This is a genomic window from Pectobacterium polonicum (genome assembly GCF_005497185.1).
GTDB classification, from domain to species: domain Bacteria; phylum Pseudomonadota; class Gammaproteobacteria; order Enterobacterales; family Enterobacteriaceae; genus Pectobacterium; species Pectobacterium polonicum.
The window spans coordinates 21,207-40,391 of sequence record NZ_RJTN01000018.1; the positions used below are offsets into that span (position 1 = coordinate 21,207).

Sequence of the window (19,185 nt, forward strand, 5' to 3'; positions counted from 1 at the left end):
CGCGGATTGTACTCTGTGTCAGACAGCACATCAGGGCTAAAATTGGTGTTACTTATTCAAGTCCTGCTTCACCTGACGGATCGGCTTAACCCATGGTTTTTTCGCTTGTACCTCTGCGGGTAGCGCGGCAATCGCCTGTTTCGCCTCCGCAGAAGAAGCATAGACTCCGGTCACTAACACATACCAGGATTTTCCGTCTCGTTTCGTTTCATACACCCATGAATGGGCGAGATTGTGTTGTTTCGCGTAGGCTTTCAGCGTGTCTGAGCGTGAAGCGCTGCTCAGTTGCAAAGTAAAGTGGCTGGCTGGCGCATTCTGTACGGAACCATTCTGCCCAGCAGTCGCTGGCGCCGCCGCTTTTGCGTTAGTAGCTGGTTTGCTCGCTACTGGCGTTTTTGGCGCGCTGTTCACGGCAGGCTTAGCATTGCTAGCGTGTGCAGGCGTCGCGTTGTGCGTATTTTTAGCTGAGGACGCCGCAGGCGTTTTTCCCGCCGGAGCAACCGTCGCAGGTGCCGTTGGCAGCGTCGAGTTTCCTGTTGCGCCCTGAGAGAATTCGCTCACGCGCCCTTGCTGTTGCGACAATGCATCGGTGATATTGCCCGGTAATTCAATACGCTGCTGTCCAGCCACTGGTGGTTGAACTTTCGCATCTGTCGGCGTACCAGCAATCGGTGGAGCACTTAATGTTTGGGGTGACATCGGCGCTTGGGAAGATGCCTGCGCGGATGTTTGACCATGACCAACATCGCCGGGAACTGCCGTAGGGTTCTCACCCTGTGAAGAAAGCTGCGAGTTCTGTGTCATAGATGACGATGAAGAGAGATCGATATTCCGCTCTCCCCCCGCTTGGTTTTGTGTCTGTGGCGTTTGTGGCTGAGAAGGAGCCTGCAAAGCAGAGCCGATACCCACAATCAACAGCACCAGCACGATAATCCCGATGCCAATCATCAGGTGCTGTCTGGAAAGCGCGACTTTAGGTACCGCGAAGCTGCTGCTCTTTTGCTGACGAGTAGGTCGACGGTCACTGGTATCAGGCTTCAGCTCATCTTCCGGCTTGAACTCATCCATTTAACATCTCCCCACTAAAAAGCTCGAATCCGCCATACGATCGTCAAGGCGAATCATTGAATCGTAACGCATTGTATTTTATTAACCATAACCCATCAGGGCGTGTCTGTCGTTAATACTTAGCTTTCATAACTGGCTAGCATTACGCGTCAGGCTTGGCAATCCGCAATTGAGGCCAACACCATGTCATGCGCAACGCCACCACGGACTTCTGATTGGCCAATCGCCGTTGGCAACACCAGACGTAGCTCACCTGCCAGCACTTTCTTGTCACGCATCATGTGAGGAAGATAGGCTTCAGGCGCCATTTGCGTCGGGCCGTTCACTGGCAGGCCAGCACGAACCAACAGAGACGTGATGCGCTCGACGTCCGCAGAGGAGAACTGCCCGAGGCGACGTGCAGTATGCGCAGCCATCACCATGCCTGCAGCAACCGCTTCACCATGAAGCCAATTGCCGTAGCCCATTTCAGCTTCAATAGCATGCCCGTAAGTATGGCCCAAATTGAGCAATGCACGCATGCCACTTTCACGTTCATCAGCGGCGACCACTGCCGCTTTGATTTCACAGCAGCGTCGAATGCAGTAAGCCAGCGCGTCGTGCCGTAGCTCACGCACTGCTTCAATATTTTCTTCAAGCCAAAAGAAGAAATCGCGATCCAAAATAATGCCGTACTTAATAACCTCCGCCAGCCCGGATGACAACTCCCGTGCGGGTAAGGATTTCAGGCAGTCCAGATCGACAACAACCGATACGGGCTGATAAAACGCCCCGATCATGTTTTTACCCAACGGGTGATTGACGGCGGTTTTACCACCGACAGAAGAGTCTACCTGTGATAACAGCGTTGTCGGCACCTGAATGAACCGGACGCCACGCTGATAGCTGGCTGCGGCAAAACCGGCCAAATCGCCGATGACACCGCCACCCAACGCTACTATCGTCGTATCACGACCATGTGGCTTTGCCAGCAGCGCAGTAAAGACCTGATCCAATACGGCCAACGATTTGTACTGCTCGCCATCAGGTAAGATCACCTGATCGACATGCACGCCATTGTTTTCCAACACACCACGAACGCGGTCAAGATACAGAGGGGCCAACGTCTGATTAGTCACCAGCATGGCCTGTTCCCCCGCTTTCAACGGCATAAAAGATGCCGAATCATCAAATAATCCGGCGGCTATCGTAATGGGATAACTACGTTCCCCTAGTGTTACGGTAATTCTTTCCATGCTCGTTAAACAACCCGTTCAGGGTCCGCTCAATGCGGATAAGGTATGCTCTTAGTTGCTTTCCAGCATATTGATAATCTGGTTAGCAACAACCTTGGCACTTTGCTCGTCAGTCCGAATGGTAACATCGGCGATTTCTTCATAAAGCGGGTTCCGCTCTTTCGCCAATGCTTCCAATACTTCACGTGGAGGGGTTTCAACCTGAAGTAACGGACGTTTCTTATCACGCTGCGTGCGGGCCAGTTGCTTCTCGATTGTCGTTTCCAAATAAACGACAACGCCGCGCGCGGAAAGACGATTACGCGTCTCACGTGATTTGACTGAGCCACCGCCTGTCGCCAGTACGATGCCTTGCTTTTCCGTCAATTCATTAATGACTTTCTCTTCACGATCGCGGAAGCCTTCTTCGCCTTCCACATCGAATACCCAGCCCACATCAGCCCCAGTGCGTCGCTCAATTTCTTGATCGGAGTCGAAAAACTCCATATTGAGTTGCTGAGCTAACTGACGGCCAATAGTGCTTTTGCCGGCACCCATAGGCCCAACCAGAAAGATATTGCGTTTCTCTGCCATGTTTTTTGGTATTACTAAGACAATTCGTTAATGATAACCCGCCCCGCCAATCAACCCAGCGGCGGGACCTAAACTGAAACCTCATGAGCGATAGTGCGAGAATCAGACAAAAAATTATCTCAAGACTCAGGGTAGTTTGGCAACCGAATAAAATGTCACATCGACCACAGAGGGCCAATGCAGTATGTTTTATCGACATTTTCGGTGGAACAACACTTCAGTGCTCAATTCGCTAACCCTTGTAAGCTAAATCCGCCGCAGCGTCAAACTCATAAGCATTGAACGTGACAAAAATATTGCTCCTTATCCAAAAAAAATCACCGAATAACATCAGAGCTAGCCTGGGTTTGCTCACGATGAGGCGGGTATCAGCGTCGGCGTGATGAAAATAACCAATTCTCGTCGTGTATGCTGCTGAGTATGGTTTCTGAACAGATGACCAAATACAGGAACCTCACCTAATAGTGGCACCTGTCTGTCGCTGTTCTTTTTTTGCTGCTGGAAAATGCCACCTAATACGATAGTTTCTCCGTCGGTGACGGTCACCTGCGTTTGAATTTCTTGTTTATCGATTGCTAACGCTTCACCATTATCGCCCTGCTTAATCGTCTGTCCCGGCATGTTTTGACTGATTTTCAGGTTCAGCGTAATACGTCCGGCGCGCAGAATGTCGGGCGTCACTTCCATACCGAGCACCGCTTCTTTGAACTCGATAGACGTCGATCCGCTAGCACCGCTGGAGACTTGATACGGGATTTCCGTTCCCTGTTTAATACTCGCGGTCTGCTGGTGTGCGGTAAACAGGCGGGGACTCGCGATAATTTCGACCTGGCTTTCCTGCTCCAGCGCCATTAATTCCAGATCTAACAGACGACCATTCAGTCGCGCCAAATGGAACCCCGCATTGACCGCTGGCGTGTCTACTGGCAGGCCAACATTAAAATTGTTCAACCTGAGTGCTTTGTTCGTTGCATCGCCTTCTCCCAGCCCCCAGTTAACGCCTAACGCCTGCAAGTGCTCGCTGCTAATGGTGACAATATGTGCCGCCAACTGCACCTGCGCTAGCGGCAAATCGAGCTCTTTTACCCACGGTTCAAGCTGTGCCAGCGCGTCTTCCGTATCGTGAATCAATAAGGTATTCGTTCGTTTATCCACGGTTACGCTGCCACGCGTAGAAAGCAGGGCTCCACGCTGAGCCTGAACGCTGGCTGCGACCTCACCCACATCAGCATACTGCAAGGCGACAGAAAGATTATGTAGCGGCAGTTTCTGCGCTAACTCCGCCATGCGTTCATCCTTTTCCTTCTGCTGGGACGCAAGATGCTCGGCAGGGAAAACCAGCAGCACGTTACCGTTGCGCTCTACGCTGAGTTTCCCCATACGCAAAACAATCTCCAGCGCTTGCTGCCAGGGAACTTCTGCCAGCCTCAAGCTAAGGTTTCCCGTCACCCCCGGCGCAATCACCACATTGAGCTGCTGGTGATCGGCTAGCGCCTGTAACACCCGTGATATTGGCGAATCCTCAAAAGCCATCGATACCGAAGGCTCGGCACTGACCTGATACGGCACCGCGAGAAGCAGTAGCCAGCCCAACGTCGCCACGCGACATAACATTCTTATGTTCATAACCGTCCTTGTTATCGAGATAAGCGGTTGTTAAAAAATACGAGTCGATAGGCAAGTTTCACCTATTCCTTTGGCTTATTAATAAATGGCGAAGCCAGCAATAGGCTCTCCTGCTGACCGTCACAACCTGCCCCCCTCGCGGTCGGAACAAGTTTGGCTCCTGATTTATCCAGTTGACTGACCGACCAATTTCCCGGAGGAACAACCTCGCCATTTGTTAGCCGGACCCACCCTGCTTCTGGCTGGGTTAGCCAGCCAATCCAGCGGTCACCAGAACCAATCACTCCCTTTAGCCGCCACGCAGGCAATGTCGCTGAGGGCAGGCAACGTGCGGCGTTCAACGGATGAAAAGGGTCGATACGTGCTGCGGTTTTTTCTGCCTGCACGCTATGCAGCACGAATAACAGCATCCATGGAATACGACCTATCATCTGGCTCATGGCACCACCTCTGGCTCGATCAGTGATAATTCAACCCGTAGCCGTGGCGCTTCAGAGGATAGCTTGGTTGACGCAGCATCTGGCTTGACCGTCAACTGCGCAATTCGCAGTACATAAGGCAGCGCCGTCAATTTACGAAGCACCTGCAATACCCCCGTGTAATCCGCACTAAATACCAGTTGCCAACGTTCCTGATGAGGAGCCTCTACACCACGGGAAGCGGGTTGCCAGGACAGCAGCGAAGCCCCCGCTTGCGACAGAGGCTCGACGAGAAGTTGTGCCAACACATCGGGCTGAAAGGGAGCGGATCGCGCGTTTTTTCCCGCTAGCTGCGTGTGTAAAACTGACAATAACGGCATCGTGTCTAGTTTTTGTTGCGTTTCCTGTATATCCAGCCGCACCTGAACGATCTGCGCCTCCGCGCCAAGAATGGTTCTCCGTACGTCACCAATGAAGAACCAGCCTGATAGCAGCCCAACGACAGCCACAAACGCCCATTGCAGGGCAAGTTGCTGCCAGAGCGGTTTATTAATTAGTCCTGGTCGGTTCAACACAGCATTAAGCATGATTTTTTGATTAATCATGGTCATCCCCCAACAGGGAATCAGTTGCGCTGCGCCAGTCAACCTGCAAGGAAAAACGTAGCCCGTCATCCACACCGCGCTCTCGGGATGTACGCAGCAGTTGTACGCGTTCGACTGAAACATGACGCAATAACGCGTGCTGTAGCGTAATGATGTCGTGATAGTTTCCGCTCACGCCGGTAAGTAGCAAATGCGACCCACGGTCGGCGATTTCCGTCAGCCACAGACGCACGGGCATCATGCCAGCAAGCTGCTCTAACAAATGAAGACTGCGACGATTGTCATGCAGGATGACCGCCTCTGTACGTTCTTGAACCTGAAAGCGACGCAGCGTTTCCCGCGCGAGGTAAGTTTGCTGATACAACGCGGCCAGTTGCTGCTGTTGCGCCAGAACCGCATTAAGCCCATCCTGCGCACGTTGTTGCCGGTGCTGGCAAAGCAGATAACTTGCCGCAATAAGACATAACATCAACCCTGCCTGTAGCCACAATAGCCCTAACCAGCGGCGTGCCCGCTGACGCCTCTGCGTTTTACGCCAGGGTAAAAGATTAATCAGCAGCATAGTCAGACATCCTCAGGACGCAATGCCAAGCCACTCGCGATCGCAAAAGCCGAGGGAAAACTCAGCAACGGTGGCTGTAGGTGGCTAAACACCGTTAACGGCGACCACGGCAGTAATACGTCGCTACTCTGTCTGGGTACATCGGACGAGACGCTGGAATAATAGGCTATACCATCGACATCATGCTGATAGCGAGTGCTTACAACCGATACGATATCGGCTTCATCATGCAACTCATCAAGGTGTATCACGCCCGCGTGAAACGCGTGGTTCAACGGGGATGCCCACAACCAGCCATCCAACAGGCGATGCAGGAACAGACGGTTAGCTTCAAGTCCAGCCAGCTGTGCCATCGTTCGAAGCGCACACGTTGAAACGTCAAGGACATCAGGGCATAGCCCCGCGCTCTTCAGACATGTCAGCCATTTGTCGATTTCCTGTCGGCGTGCAGCCGTCACCAGTAGTGAACCCTGCTCTTGCGGATCTTCCCGATAGTCTATGACCAACGATTCACGGCTAATCGGCAGCTTGCGATCCGCCAGGGTTTCAATATAGAGACTACGTTCTGGCTCCTGTAAACGCCGGTCAGGCAGCGGTAAACGCTGCTGCAAAATCGACTGAGCAGGAAACCCCACCCGCAATGAAATATGTTCAGGCAGTAAACGACGCCATGTTCGTAAGGCCTCACAAAGCACCTCAGTATGGTGTAGACTACCCGAGCGCAACGTATCGTCTGGTAGTGGATATTGCCACCAGTGACGAAGCTGCCAACCGTAGCGGCGACGCTGAACTGCCAGAGCGCGCATGAAGCCGTTCTGTATATCTAACCCAACCCGCCAGATGTGATAAGCCATGTTTAACCCGATTTCCTTATCCAATAAACGTATCCACAGTGCTGGGTTATCTTTATACTAGCGCCCGATTGTTTATAAACTGTCCAAACGCTACTGAATGGAAAATCCCAGGTGAAGTTCGTAAAGTATCTATTCATCCTTGCAGTCTCTTGCATTCTGCTGGGAGCTGCCTCGATATATGGTTTGTACCGCTATATCGAACCCCAACTGCCCGATGTCGCCACGCTGAAAGACGTCCGGTTACAAACGCCGATGCAGGTCTACAGCGCCGATGGCGAACTGATCGCTCAATTTGGTGAAAAGCGCCGTATCCCGCTCAAGCTGGACCAGATTCCCCCTGAGCTGGTACATGCTTTTATCGCGACCGAAGACAGCCGCTTCTATGATCACCACGGTGTCGATCCCGTCGGGATTATCCGCGCCGCGTCTATCGCGCTTACTTCTGGTCACGCCTCTCAAGGGGCGAGTACCATTACGCAACAGCTTGCCAGGAACTTCTTCCTGAGCCCGGAACGCACCCTGACTCGTAAGATCAAGGAAGTGTTTCTGGCTATTCGTATTGAGCAATTGCTGACCAAGGATGAAATCCTTGAGCTCTACCTGAACAAGATTTACCTTGGCTATCGCGCCTATGGTGTTGGCGCGGCGGCACAGGTTTACTTCGGTCGCCCTGTTGACCAGTTGACGCTGAGCGAAATGGCGATGATCGCCGGCTTGCCGAAGGCTCCATCGACGTTCAACCCGCTCTATTCCTATGACCGCGCCGTTGCCCGCCGCAACGTAGTACTGGCGCGGATGAAGGATGAAAACTACATCACGCCGTCGCAATACGACGCGGCACGCAACGAAAAGCTGGTCGCGAATTATCACGCGCCTGAAATTTCGTTCTCCGCACCGTATGTCGCGGAAATGGCACGGCAGGAGATGGTCAAACGCTACGGCGAAGATGCGTATAACGACGGTTATAAGGTCTACACGACGGTCACCAAAAAATTGCAAACCGCCGCACAGGATGCATTACGTAATAACATCCTCGCCTATGACATGCGCCACGGTTATCGCGGCCCAAGTAAAGTGTTGTGGAAAGTGGGTGAAGGCGTCTGGGATCAGACGAAGATGATTACGGCTCTGAAAGCGTTGCCGGTCTACGGCCCGCTCTCTCCAGCCATCGTCACCAGCACTACAGCGGACAACGCGATTGCGATCCTCTCTGACGGCAGCAATATTGCCCTGCCGATGGCGGGGATGCGCTGGGCACGCGCATACCGTTCCGATACGCAGCAAGGGCCAACGCCGAAACGCGTCACGGACGTGGTACAGGCAGGCCAGCAGGTCTGGGTACGTAAAGTGAACGATGATTGGTGGCTGGCACAGGTGCCGGACGTCAACTCTGCTATCGTCTCGCTTAATCCGAAAAACGGTGCGATAGAAGCACTGGTTGGCGGTTTTGACTTCAACCAAAGCAAATTCAACCGTGCGACGCAGGCACTGCGCCAGATTGGTTCCAACATCAAACCTTTCCTGTACACCGCTGCGATGGACAAAGGTTTAACGCTGGCAACGATTCTGAACGACGTACCAATCACCCGTTGGGATGCGGGCGCAGGATCTGACTGGCGGCCGAAAAACTCACCGGCAACCTATGATGGTCCGATCCGTTTGCGTCAGGGGCTGGGTCAATCCAAAAACGTGGTAATGGTGCGTGCCATGCGTGCGATGGGCGTGGACTATGCGGCGGATTACCTGCAACGCTTCGGTTTCCCTGCGCAGAATATCGTCCATACTGAATCGCTGGCGCTGGGTGCCGCCTCGTTTACGCCGCTACAGGTCGTACGTGGCTATGCCGTCATGGCAAACGGCGGCTATCTGGTCGATCCTTATCTGATTAGCAAGATAGAGAGCGAAGCGGGCGGCACGGTCTTTACCGCGGCACCAAAAGTGGTCTGCGATACCTGTAATTTGCCGCTGGTTTACGGTGAAACACCGCGCTCACCAGTGTTGGCAACCACCAACGTTGAAGATGTTGCTACATCAAACGAAGCACCGCCTTTAGGCCTGCCGCAGCCAGAGCTGGAGCCCGTCACACCAGAGGCCGCACAGCAAAACGCCGCACAACCTTATGCACCGCACGTGATCAACACGCCGTTGGCGTTCCTGATTAAAGACGCGCTGAACAGCAACGTCTTTGGCGAACCGGGCTGGATGGGGACGGGCTGGCGTGCGGGTCGCGAGTTGAAACGTCGTGATATCGGCGGTAAAACCGGTACAACGAACAGTTCCAAAGACGCCTGGTTCTCCGGCTATGGCCCGAATCTGGTGACCTCAGTCTGGATTGGCTTCGACGATCACCGTCGCGATCTGGGTGCCAGCAGCGCATCTGGCGTCATCAAAGACCAGATTTCCGGTTATGAAGGCGGTGCGAAATCAGCGCAGCCTGCGTGGGATGATTTCATGAAAGCCGCGTTGGATGGCGTACCGGAACAACCGCTGACGCCGCCGCCAGGCATCGTCAGTGTGGTCATTGACCGCAGCAGCGGCAAGCTGTCTAACGGTGGCGGGAACAGCCGTTCCGAATACTTCATTGACGGTACGCAGCCGAAAGAATACGAAGTGCATGAAGTCGGCACCACGCTGATGGATAACGGACAAAGCGAAGAATTGTTCTAGCCAACGTTCGATAGCGTTACACTTACAAAGAAGGCACCTGAAACGGTGCCTTCTTTTTTGGCTATGATGAGTCAGGAAATTAGCGGGGTGGTACGATGCAGCCAGTTGTGAGCCAGAAACAGTGCGCTAACATTACGTGCTTCGCGGAAATCGGGCTCTTGCAGCAGCGACATCATATTATCCACCGGCCAGCGCACTTGCGGTAGAGGCTCCGGTTCATCGCCTTCCAAACTCTGCGGGTACAGCCCGCGCGCTACCACGATATTCATCTGACTGGAAAAATAGGAGGGTGCCATGGTTAACGTCGCCAACAGCTCCATCTTTTCCGCCCCGAAACCGACTTCCTCCATCAGTTCGCGATTAGCCGCTTCAAAAACCGTTTCACCGGGATCGATCAGCCCCTTAGGGAAACCCAGCTCGTATTCCTCAATGCCGACAGCGTATTCGCGGATCAACAACAGTTGATCATCAATGATCGGGACAACCATCACCGCCTGCCGACCGCTTGAGCGCATCCGTTCATAAACCCGGCGTACCCCGTTGCTAAATTCAAGATCGACGGATTCCACATTGAACAAGCGCGAACGCGCTACCGTTTCCACCTTGAGGATTTTAGGTTTTTTCAGGTTATGACTCATTGATGCCCCCAGAGAGTTACGACCAGAACGGCGCCTTCGCCCAACGCACATGAGGGACTGCGTTTATCGCAACCTGAACACGACATGCTGTTGAATAAGAAGAGATCGTAAATATTCTTTTTTGATTCTGTTCACATTGTGCGTTAACAGTCACCTTCGCTGCAACTATCGTGACGATGAATTTACGTGTGAGCAACATGCGGGACACATCGTATATGAGAAACGACCGCCCAAAGTCAATAACTTAAAAAAAATAGGATTATCCTCATTCAATAGGCGTTTTTTGCTTGTTACTATCATCACCTTATGCGATTAATTCTATTCACAATTACGTTATTAATCTAAGAAAACAACGCCATACGGGTTATCATCGATTGTATAATTTTGTTAAACTCCGACAGGAACAAGGAGCATTGCGTTTTGGAATGGAGATGACATGAGCACAATATTTACCCTATTGGCGATATTGCTTGCCTGTCTGATCGTTATCGGAGGTCTTGTCGGCTACCGTATGCGACGCCGTTTCCTGTCCGCTCCGCCCTTACCTGTTTCGCAATCGCTTCCCCGTCGGTTAACCGAAGATGAACGGATCGCTATTGAGCGTTATCTGGCCCAGGAAAACAGCCAGCAAACCACGCCGCTTGATATCCCTAATGCGCAGCCAAAACTGCCACGATCTCTGCAAAGTAATCGGGTGTATCCTATCACCCATACCATTACACGCTACGGCCTGAGCACCGATGTTCAGAATAAGTGGCGCTACTACATTGATACCCAAGAGATTCATCTGCCGCCCAGTTGGGAACAGTTCATTACCGAAAACAATACCGTCGAGCTGATTAAGACACGTTCGATCCCACTGGTGATTTCCCTAAACGGTCATACGCTGACAGAATGCCTCGACGATCGTCCGCTAGCCCCGTTACCGGCTGAAATTCCCGTGCCAAATGCCTCTATCCGTCAGGAGGGCAGTGAGCATGCGGAGCTGGTTACCATCCGCAAAGAAACGCGTGAAGAACACGTCATACACCACTCCAGAGGGTTAAAAGAAACGGCCGTGCTCTGCCTGTCTTTTTTTCTCCTGTTCATCAGCCTGAATAGCCCTATCGTTCTACTCCCCTGGCTGATCGGCATGGCGACATTGCTGGCGGGCTGGAGCTTATGGCAGCTTTTCCGGTCGCCGTCCTCTCAGGAATTGCGGGATGTCCATTGCCTTCACGGCACGCCACAAGGCTTGGGTTTGTTTGGCGAATCCAATCAGGGGCCACTCGGCAATATCTCGCTCGGCAACATCGATCTGATCTACCCACCGCACTGGCAGCCTTATATCACGCAGGATCTGGGGCGAAAAACGGACGTAGATATCTATCTCAACCGGCAAGTGATTCGTCAAGGTGAGCACCTTTCGTTGCACGATGAAGTGAAATATTTCCCGCTACAGCGCTGGGGCAGGAATCTGCTGCTGGCTGCGGGTTCACTGCTCAGCCTGATGTTACTCGTCACTAACGTGCCGCTCGAACTACCGTTAAAACTCAGCCTGGCCTGGCTTCAGGGCGCACAGCGCATTGAGGTCACGCAAGTCAGCGATTTGGAAAAAGCTCAGCTCCGTATTGGCGACACGCTGGCAGTTCGCGGTAGCGGTATGTGTTATGTGCCCGCAGGCATTCACCCCATCGCCACACCATCGCCCTATGCCTACAGCCCTTTCGACTGTTCCGCTATTTACTGGAACAAAGCTGCGCCGCTACCGCTACCAGAGTCCGAGACAATAGAAAAAACGTCCGCCTTACTGAAATCCGTCAACAGCCAGCTTCATCCGCAAGCTGATAAAGAAGGTCAGGACAATTCTCAATTAGCGTCCACGATCCAGAAGTCAGGGCTGATTCTGATGAAGAACTTCGCTGATGTTGTCCTGAGAACACAAGATTTGTGTAAACAGGAAAACGATTGCTCCCGCTTAAAGAACGCGCTAGTGAATCTGAGCGACGTCAAAAACTGGAACACGCTGGTAAAAGATGCCGATTCCGGCAAGCTGAAAGGCATGAATGTAGTGTTGCCCGCCGTCAGCGCAGAAACACTGGAATCATTGGTCAACAGCTCCACCGATCAATTCTTCTCTCAGGAAATCAATAATGCAGCAGAGTCGCTGAACAGCCCTCCCCCTGGTGGATTCCTGATTCGTAGCGATGAAGGCCGACAGTTCGTTAACCACCCGCTCCCTCCGATGCCGCTGAATGAATATCGCCCATCGGATCAATGGCAGGAACTCCAGCGGCTTTCTGCGATGCTGCTGCATACGCCGTTTAATGCCACCGGCGTCATCACGCAGCTCAATACCGATGCCAACGGGACGCAGCACATCAGCCTGCACAGCGAACCCGACGTCATTACCGTCTGGCGTTATCTCGGCAGTTGCCTGCTGCTGCTGCTTTTTTCCGTGACGTTTATCGTTAATGCGGTTCTGACCGGCATTAAGATGCGTAAAAGCCAGAAGCGAGTAACCGATATTCAGCGCTATTACGCCTCACGCTTCAATATGATGACGAACTCGTTCCCGGACAATCGCCCTCAGCTCCCCCGCTAACGGCATCGTGCCCGCCCTGCGGTTATATGCTAACCTAGCGACCGTCACTCTTGTCACAATTGCATTGCGCGTCTTCTGCTGCATCACCCCTATAGCACGGCGCGACATCTGGAGTCGTTATGAATCCCCACGTTAACTGGCATGACATCGACACGGTGATACTGGATATGGATGGCACGCTGCTCGATCTGGCGTTTGACAGCTATTTCTGGCTTCAACTGGTGCCGCAGTCGCTCAGTGAAAAACGTCGCATTAGCCTTGAACAGGCGCACCAGCTTATCGAGCAGGAGTACCGTGCCGTTCAGCACACGCTAAACTGGTACTGTTTCGATTATTGGTCAGAACGTCTCGATCTGGATATCTATCAAATGACGACAGATATCGGTGCACGCGCCCGATTGCGCGATGACACTACGCCATTTTTAGCGGCGCTGCGCGAATGCGGTAAAGAGACGATTCTGCTGACCAACGCCCATCCGCACAGTCTGGCGGTAAAAATCGAGCATACCGGGCTGGATCGGCACCTTGATTTATTGCTTTCCACCCATACTTATGGGTATCCGAAAGAGAATCAGCGCTTGTGGCAGGCCGTACAGCAGCAAACCGGTTTCGATCCTGCCAGAACCCTGTTCGTGGATGACAGCGAACCGATTCTGGATGCCGCGAAAACCTTCGGCATCCATTATTGTCTGGGTGTGCGTAATCCCGACTCCGGTCAGCAGGAGAAAGCGTTCCTGCAACATCCGTCAATGAATGACTATCTTGCGCTGCTACCGGCTCTGCGTCACTCCGTTAACGCAGGGTAATCAGGAGGATTTATGGTGAAAGCTACCGAGCAGGCCGACGACGCCGTTCGTCTGGACAAATGGCTCTGGGCCGCCCGTTTTTATAAAACACGAGCAATAGCCCGCGAGATGATCGACGGCGGCAAAGTGCACTATAACGGGCAACGCGGTAAGCCGAGCAAACAAGTCGAGCTGAATGCCGAGATTAAACTGCGTCAGGGAAATGATGAACGCACCGTGATCGTTTCAGCCGTCAGCGGCCAGCGCAGAAGTGCGACAGAGGCGCAGGCGCTGTATCAGGAAACGGCAGCAAGCATTGAGAAACGAGAAAAGGTGGCACAGGCGCGGAAAATGAATGCGCTGACGATGCCACACCCCGATCGCCGCCCTGATAAAAAAGAGCGACGCGATCTGATTAAATTTAAATACAGCGATCAGGACTAGCGCGCTGCGGCGATCGCTGCACCACTCATCGCGTACTACAACGAGAAAAACATCATGGCTCACGACCAACTACATCGCTATCTGTTTGAAAATTATGCCGTCCGTGGCGAATTAGTGACAGTTAACGAGACGTACCAACGTATTTTGACTAACCACGACTACCCGTCTGCGGTGCAAACACTGCTGGGTGAAATGCTGGTTGCCACCAGCCTGTTGACGGCAACGCTGAAATTCAGCGGTGATATTACCGTGCAGCTTCAGGGTGATGGCCCGCTGAAACTGGCGGTCATTAACGGTAACCACCAACAGCAGATGCGCGGCGTTGCCCGTCTGCAAGGGGATATCGCACCGGGGAGTTCGCTGAAAGAGATGGTCGGCAATGGCTATCTGGTCATTACGATTACGCCAACCGACGGCGAGCGTTATCAAGGCGTGGTTGGTTTAGAAGGAGAAACCGTTGCCGAATGTCTGGAAAGCTATTTCCAGCAGTCCGAGCAGTTGCCGACACGGCTGTTTATCCGAACCGGACAGCACGAGGGCAATCAGGCCGCCGCAGGCATGTTGCTACAGGTACTGCCTGCGCAGGATGCCGATCGCAATGATTTTGATCATCTGGCACAGCTCACCACAACGGTCAAAGCTGAAGAGCTGTTTACCCTGCCTGCTAACGAGGTGCTGTACCGCCTTTACCATCAGGAAGAGGTTACCGTGTATGAACCGCAGGATGTCGAATTCCGCTGTCACTGTTCGCGCGATCGTTGCGCAGATGCATTAATGACGCTGTCCGATCAGGACGTGAATGAGATGATCGAACAGGATGGTGAAATCGATATGCACTGTGATTATTGCGGTACGCACTACCTGTTTAATTCTCTGGATATCCGCGCGATCCGGCACGATTCATCAGGAAATCTGTTGCATTAATCGTTTTAACGGGTACGAAAGTACCCGTTTTATTTTGCTTATTTTCCCACCAGTAAACCACCGTGATTATTTTTCAAACACCCTAAATAAGCAAAGTTATTAATGAATTTATTTAATTTTATGATTGCTATCGCGGTTAAAATAAGCTTACTCCCTACAATGTTTAGTAGTACGACTATAACTTGAGGAGTAGCAACATGCAGATCAACGGTATTACCCCGCAAGCTCTGGCTGCTTATGGAATCCATGATGTCCGCGATATTGTCTACAATCCCAGCTATGAACTCCTTTTTAAAGAAGAACGCTCTCCAACCCTACAAGGCTATGAACGCGGCATCGAAACCCAACTGGGTGCGGTAGCCGTCGATACGGGCATCTTTACCGGCCGTTCCCCGAAAGACAAATACATCGTGCGCGATGACGTGACCCGCGACACCGTGTGGTGGTCCGATCAAGGCAAAGGTAAAAACGATAACCACCCATTGAGTCAGGAAACCTGGACACACCTGAAGCAGCTCGTCACCACGCAGCTGTCCGGCAAGCGGTTGTTCATCATCGATGCCTTCTGCGGTGCCAATCCAGACAGTCGCCTCAGCGTACGTTTCGTGACGGAAGTGGCCTGGCAGGCGCATTTCGTCAAAAACATGTTTATCCGCCCGAGCGATGAAGAACTGGCAGGTTTTGAGCCGGATTTCATCGTGATGAACGGCGCAAAATGCACCAACCCGAACTGGCAGGAACAGGGGCTGAACTCCGAGAACTTTGTCGCGTTCAACCTGACAGAGCGCATCCAACTGATTGGCGGCACCTGGTACGGCGGCGAAATGAAGAAAGGGATGTTCTCTATCATGAACTACCTGCTGCCGCTGAAAGGCATCGCCTCGATGCACTGCTCGGCGAACGTCGGCGAAAAAGGCGATGTCGCGGTCTTCTTCGGCCTGTCCGGTACGGGAAAAACCACGTTGTCCACCGATCCGAAACGCCAGTTGATTGGCGATGACGAGCACGGCTGGGACGACGACGGCGTCTTCAACTTTGAAGGCGGTTGCTACGCCAAAACCATCAAGTTATCCAAAGAAGCGGAGCCGGATATTTACGGTGCCATCAAACGCGATGCGCTGCTGGAAAACGTTACGGTGCTGGCTGACGGCACAGTGGACTTCAACGACGGTTCCAAAACCGAAAATACCCGCGTCTCTTACCCGATCTACCACATTCATAATATCGTTAAACCGGTCTCTAAAGCGGGTCACGCAACCAAAGTGATCTTCCTGACGGCGGACGCCTTCGGCGTGTTGCCACCCGTTTCCCGCCTGACGTCCGATCAGACGCAGTATCACTTCCTGTCTGGCTTTACGGCTAAACTGGCAGGAACTGAGCGCGGCGTGACGGAACCGACACCGACGTTCTCCGCCTGCTTTGGCGCGGCATTCCTGATGCTGCACCCGACGCAGTACGCAGAAGTGCTGGTGAAACGTATGAAGGCGGCAGGTGCGCAGGCCTATCTGGTAAACACCGGCTGGAACGGCAGCGGCAAGCGTATCTCAATCAAGGATACGCGCGGGATTATTGACGCCATTCTGAACGGCAGTATTGATGAGGCAGAAATGCAGACGCTGCCTGTCTTCGACTTGGCGATCCCAACCTCGCTGCCCGGCGTCAATCCTGACATTCTCGACCCACGTGATACCTACGCGAGCGTCGAACAGTGGCAGGAAAAAGCGGACGATCTGGCACAGCGCTTTATCACCAACTTCGATAAATACACCGATGCACCGGCAGGTGCCGCGCTGGTGAAAGCAGGGCCGAAGCGGTAAAGGCTAAAGAGAGTCCATCACGAAAAAGGCACGGAGTCCGCGCCTTCAGATCGTTGACAACCTATTTGCCGAATGAAAACGGTAGTAACGGAATAGAAGAGTAAAGCGTTTGCGCCAGGGATGGCGCAAGCCGAGCGTACATGGACGTATTCACAGCGTCTTTACGATCTATCCGTTACTACCGCTCGACGGTCTTTGTCGTAATCGAAGAAAGGCGCGGATTCCGCGCCTTTCTTTTATTCATATCTGAACAGCTCTAATGCCAGTACTGCCCAACATGCTTATGACTCTTTTGCCGTACCGTTATCCGCTACTGAAGCTTCCGAGAGCAGCGGCAAATACGCGCGGACACAGAGCCCACCGCGTTCGCTCGTGCCAACATCCAACACGCCATTATGTGCATCGATAATACGTTGCACAATCGCCAAGCCCAGCCCTGTTCCGCTGGTGGTTCGTGCGCTGTCGCCGCGAACAAATGGCTGGAACAAATGCTGTAATTGATCGGCCGCGATACCTTCCCCGTCATCTTCTACCTGGAACCAGACACGCTGTAGCTCACGTCCGGTACTGACCTTGATCCAGCCATTACCGTAACGCGCCGCATTCACCACCAGATTCATCGCCGCACGTTTTATCGAAAGTGAGCTGATACGCACCAGCAGGTCGCCTGTCGCGAACTCGCTGTCGATCTGGCGCTCATAACCACTCTCCGATGCTACCACCTCGCCCATAATCGCATTCAGATCGGCCACTTCCGTCTGCATTTCCTGACCGGTACGCAGGTAGTCGAGGAACTGTTCAATAATCGCATTACACTCTTCAATGTCCTTATTGATCGACTCCGCCAGATAGTCATCTTCCTTGCCCATCATCTCAGTCGCCAGACGAATGCGTGTCAGCGGCGTGCGCAGATCATGACTGACGCCCGCCATCAGCAGCGTGCGATCGTCGGCCAGCAGCTTCACACCGGAGGCCATCTGGTTAAAGGCACGCGTCACGGAACGCACTTCAGAAGCCCCGTACTCACGCAGCGGCGGTGGAATAATGCCTTTGCCGACCTGCAAAGCTGCATGTTCCAGTTCAACCAGCGGTCGGTTTTGCACCCGAATAAAGAGCCATGCGCCACCAATCACCAGCAGCATAATCGCCAGCGTGTAGCGGAAGAGCGGCGAGAAATCGCCCTGATGAATTTCAGTGAGAGGAACACGCACCCAGATATCCGGTGACAGCCAAGTTTTCAGCCACACCACTGGCGTGTTCTTGCTGACCTCGACCCGCACATCCGTCGGGCCACCCAGCTGTTGCGCCATCTGATCGCTCAGAAACTTATAGTGCTGAGCCCAACGCAAGCCGCTTTCCTCCGCCGCCGCATTGGTGTACAGCGATATACCCAATTCACGGTAAATCTCACGTCGGAACGCAGGCGGCACCTCGAGCGTGGAGCCATCTTCCAGTTGCAGACTGTCCGTCATCAGCATTCTCACTTCGTATGCCAGCACTTTATTGAACTGCTGCAAACTCGGTAAAATGGCAAAGTTGAGCACCACCAGATAGGTGGTGACCAAACTGACAAACAACAACGTGACAATCAGTAGCAACGTCCGTGCAAATGAGCTGCGCGGAGAAAAACGCCATTGCATCATGCCTTACTGCCGTCCGGGACAAATACGTAGCCAAGACCCCACACGGTCTGGATATAGCGCGGGTGCGCTGGATCTTCTTCCACCATGCGGCGCAGGCGAGAAATTTGTACGTCGATGGAGCGCTCCATCGCACTGTATTCACGACCACGCGCCAGGTTCATCAGCTTATCGCGAGACAGCGGCTCACGCGGGTGGCTTACCAACGCTTTAAGCACGGCAAATTCACCGCTGGTTAACGGCATCGGTTCGTCATCACGGAACATTTCGCGCGTGCCCAGATTCAGCTTGAATTTGCCAAACGCGATAATCGCTTCTTCCTGTGACGGCGCGCCCGGCAGTTCATTTGCCTGACGACGCAGCACCGCACGGATGCGAGCCAGCAGTTCACGCGGGTTGAAAGGTTTAGGAATATAATCGTCCGCGCCAATTTCTAGCCCAACGATACGGTCCACTTCTTCCCCCTTCGCCGTTACCATAATGATCGGCATCGGGTTGCTCTGGCTGCGTAAACGACGGCAGATGGACAACCCATCTTCGCCCGGCAGCATGAGGTCAAGCACCATGAGGTGAAAGGATTCACGGGTCAGTAAACGGTCCATCTGTTCAGCATTGGCTACGCTACGTACCTGAAAACCCTGTTCGGTCAAATAACGTTCTAACAGCGCACGCAACCGCATGTCGTCATCTACAACCAGAATTTTATAGTTTTCTTGCATTCTCTTTCTCCAAAGGCGTAATAGC

Annotated in this window: 17 protein-coding genes; 6 read left to right on the plus strand and 11 right to left on the minus strand. The window is 53.0% G+C overall.

The window, feature by feature from the left end; genetic code table 11:
• Positions 1–48: 48 nt before the first annotated feature.
• The 8 genes from EDI29_RS16590 to pilM all read right to left on the minus strand — a co-directional run bounded on the left by EDI29_RS16590 (position 49) and on the right by pilM (position 6,942).
• Complete coding sequence (locus EDI29_RS16590; RefSeq protein ID WP_137741762.1) at positions 49–1,068, minus strand: SPOR domain-containing protein; 1,020 nt, start codon at positions 1,066–1,068, stop codon at positions 49–51.
• A gap of 149 nt (positions 1,069–1,217) precedes the next feature.
• Complete coding sequence (gene aroB / locus EDI29_RS16595; RefSeq protein ID WP_137741763.1) at positions 1,218–2,303, minus strand: 3-dehydroquinate synthase; 1,086 nt, start codon at positions 2,301–2,303, stop codon at positions 1,218–1,220.
• Between the two features lie 51 nt (positions 2,304–2,354).
• Positions 2,355–2,876 (minus strand): shikimate kinase AroK, encoded by a 522-nt coding sequence (aroK, locus tag EDI29_RS16600; RefSeq protein WP_005969451.1) that lies wholly within the window; start codon positions 2,874–2,876, stop codon positions 2,355–2,357.
• Positions 2,877–3,227: 351 nt separating this feature from the next.
• Positions 3,228–4,502: a DNA uptake porin HofQ gene (hofQ, locus tag EDI29_RS16605; protein WP_137741764.1), complete on the minus strand. Its 1,275-nt coding sequence runs from the start codon at positions 4,500–4,502 to the stop codon at positions 3,228–3,230.
• Positions 4,503–4,564: 62 nt separating this feature from the next.
• Entirely contained in the window at positions 4,565–4,942 is a 378-nt protein-coding gene (locus EDI29_RS16610) for a HofP DNA utilization family protein (RefSeq protein WP_137741765.1), read from the minus strand.
• Positions 4,939–5,526: a hypothetical protein gene (locus EDI29_RS16615; RefSeq protein ID WP_137741766.1), complete on the minus strand. Its 588-nt coding sequence runs from the start codon at positions 5,524–5,526 to the stop codon at positions 4,939–4,941. The genes EDI29_RS16610 and EDI29_RS16615 overlap by 4 nt, the downstream gene beginning before the upstream one ends.
• Entirely contained in the window at positions 5,519–6,088 is a 570-nt protein-coding gene (locus EDI29_RS16620) for a PilN domain-containing protein (protein WP_137741767.1), read from the minus strand. Before EDI29_RS16620 ends, EDI29_RS16615 begins: the two co-directional genes overlap by 8 nt.
• A 2-nt stretch (positions 6,089–6,090) precedes the next feature.
• Positions 6,091–6,942, minus strand: a complete 852-nt coding sequence (gene pilM / locus EDI29_RS16625) for a type IV pilus biogenesis protein PilM (protein ID WP_137741768.1) — start codon at positions 6,940–6,942, stop codon at positions 6,091–6,093.
• 111 nt (positions 6,943–7,053) lie between these two features.
• Here pilM and mrcA point away from each other — a divergent pair, with 111 nt between their 5' ends.
• Positions 7,054–9,609 carry a peptidoglycan glycosyltransferase/peptidoglycan DD-transpeptidase MrcA gene (gene mrcA, locus EDI29_RS16630; protein WP_137741769.1) on the plus strand — a complete coding sequence of 852 codons (2,556 nt, stop codon included), beginning with the start codon at positions 7,054–7,056 and terminating at the stop codon, positions 9,607–9,609.
• A 71-nt stretch (positions 9,610–9,680) separates the two neighbouring features.
• Here mrcA and nudE read toward each other — a convergent pair whose 3' ends face one another.
• Positions 9,681–10,247, minus strand: coding sequence for an ADP compounds hydrolase NudE (gene nudE / locus EDI29_RS16635; RefSeq protein WP_137741770.1), 567 nt, complete (start codon positions 10,245–10,247; stop codon positions 9,681–9,683).
• A 436-nt stretch (positions 10,248–10,683) separates the two neighbouring features.
• Here nudE and EDI29_RS16645 point away from each other — a divergent pair, with 436 nt between their 5' ends.
• From EDI29_RS16645 to pckA, 5 genes are all read left to right on the plus strand, one after another.
• Positions 10,684–12,831 carry an intracellular growth attenuator family protein gene (locus EDI29_RS16645; RefSeq protein ID WP_137741771.1) on the plus strand — a complete coding sequence of 716 codons (2,148 nt, stop codon included), beginning with the start codon at positions 10,684–10,686 and terminating at the stop codon, positions 12,829–12,831.
• Positions 12,832–12,950: 119 nt separating this feature from the next.
• On the plus strand, positions 12,951–13,637 hold the full coding sequence (gene yrfG, locus EDI29_RS16650) for a GMP/IMP nucleotidase (RefSeq protein ID WP_137741772.1): 687 nt from the start codon (positions 12,951–12,953) through the stop codon (positions 13,635–13,637).
• Positions 13,638–13,649: 12 nt separating this feature from the next.
• On the plus strand, positions 13,650–14,060 hold the full coding sequence (gene hslR / locus EDI29_RS16655; protein ID WP_137741773.1) for a ribosome-associated heat shock protein Hsp15: 411 nt from the start codon (positions 13,650–13,652) through the stop codon (positions 14,058–14,060).
• Between the two features lie 54 nt (positions 14,061–14,114).
• On the plus strand, positions 14,115–14,984 hold the full coding sequence (gene hslO, locus EDI29_RS16660; protein ID WP_137741774.1) for an Hsp33 family molecular chaperone HslO: 870 nt from the start codon (positions 14,115–14,117) through the stop codon (positions 14,982–14,984).
• Positions 14,985–15,181: 197 nt separating this feature from the next.
• On the plus strand, positions 15,182–16,801 hold the full coding sequence (pckA, locus tag EDI29_RS16665; protein ID WP_137741775.1) for a phosphoenolpyruvate carboxykinase (ATP): 1,620 nt from the start codon (positions 15,182–15,184) through the stop codon (positions 16,799–16,801).
• 281 nt (positions 16,802–17,082) lie between these two features.
• Here pckA and envZ read toward each other — a convergent pair whose 3' ends face one another.
• A complete protein-coding gene (envZ, locus tag EDI29_RS16670; protein WP_137741776.1) occupies positions 17,083–18,444 on the minus strand; it encodes a two-component system sensor histidine kinase EnvZ in 1,362 nt (453 codons plus the stop codon).
• Complete coding sequence (gene ompR / locus EDI29_RS16675; protein WP_005969424.1) at positions 18,441–19,160, minus strand: osmolarity response regulator transcription factor OmpR; 720 nt, start codon at positions 19,158–19,160, stop codon at positions 18,441–18,443. The genes envZ and ompR overlap by 4 nt, the downstream gene beginning before the upstream one ends.
• Positions 19,161–19,185: the final 25 nt, after the last annotated feature.

Excerpts from the sequence above, each read along its gene's own strand:
- envZ (WP_137741776.1), bottom strand. The coding sequence starts at position 18,444 with ATGATGCAATGGCGTTTTTCTCCGCGCAGCTCATTTGCACGGACGTTG.
- EDI29_RS16620 (WP_137741767.1), bottom strand. The coding sequence starts at position 6,088 with ATGCTGCTGATTAATCTTTTACCCTGGCGTAAAACGCAGAGGCGTCAG.
- pilM (WP_137741768.1), bottom strand. The coding sequence starts at position 6,942 with ATGGCTTATCACATCTGGCGGGTTGGGTTAGATATACAGAACGGCTTC.
- aroB (WP_137741763.1), bottom strand. The coding sequence starts at position 2,303 with ATGGAAAGAATTACCGTAACACTAGGGGAACGTAGTTATCCCATTACG.
- EDI29_RS16645 (WP_137741771.1), top strand. The coding sequence starts at position 10,684 with ATGAGCACAATATTTACCCTATTGGCGATATTGCTTGCCTGTCTGATC.
- yrfG (WP_137741772.1), top strand. The coding sequence starts at position 12,951 with ATGAATCCCCACGTTAACTGGCATGACATCGACACGGTGATACTGGAT.
- hslR (WP_137741773.1), top strand. The coding sequence starts at position 13,650 with ATGGTGAAAGCTACCGAGCAGGCCGACGACGCCGTTCGTCTGGACAAA.
- EDI29_RS16590 (WP_137741762.1), bottom strand. The coding sequence starts at position 1,068 with ATGGATGAGTTCAAGCCGGAAGATGAGCTGAAGCCTGATACCAGTGAC.
- nudE (WP_137741770.1), bottom strand. The coding sequence starts at position 10,247 with ATGAGTCATAACCTGAAAAAACCTAAAATCCTCAAGGTGGAAACGGTA.
- EDI29_RS16615 (WP_137741766.1), bottom strand. The coding sequence starts at position 5,526 with ATGATTAATCAAAAAATCATGCTTAATGCTGTGTTGAACCGACCAGGA.
- EDI29_RS16610 (WP_137741765.1), bottom strand. The coding sequence starts at position 4,942 with ATGAGCCAGATGATAGGTCGTATTCCATGGATGCTGTTATTCGTGCTG.
- pckA (WP_137741775.1), top strand. The coding sequence starts at position 15,182 with ATGCAGATCAACGGTATTACCCCGCAAGCTCTGGCTGCTTATGGAATC.
- hofQ (WP_137741764.1), bottom strand. The coding sequence starts at position 4,502 with ATGAACATAAGAATGTTATGTCGCGTGGCGACGTTGGGCTGGCTACTG.
- hslO (WP_137741774.1), top strand. The coding sequence starts at position 14,115 with ATGGCTCACGACCAACTACATCGCTATCTGTTTGAAAATTATGCCGTC.
- ompR (WP_005969424.1), bottom strand. The coding sequence starts at position 19,160 with ATGCAAGAAAACTATAAAATTCTGGTTGTAGATGACGACATGCGGTTG.
- aroK (WP_005969451.1), bottom strand. The coding sequence starts at position 2,876 with ATGGCAGAGAAACGCAATATCTTTCTGGTTGGGCCTATGGGTGCCGGC.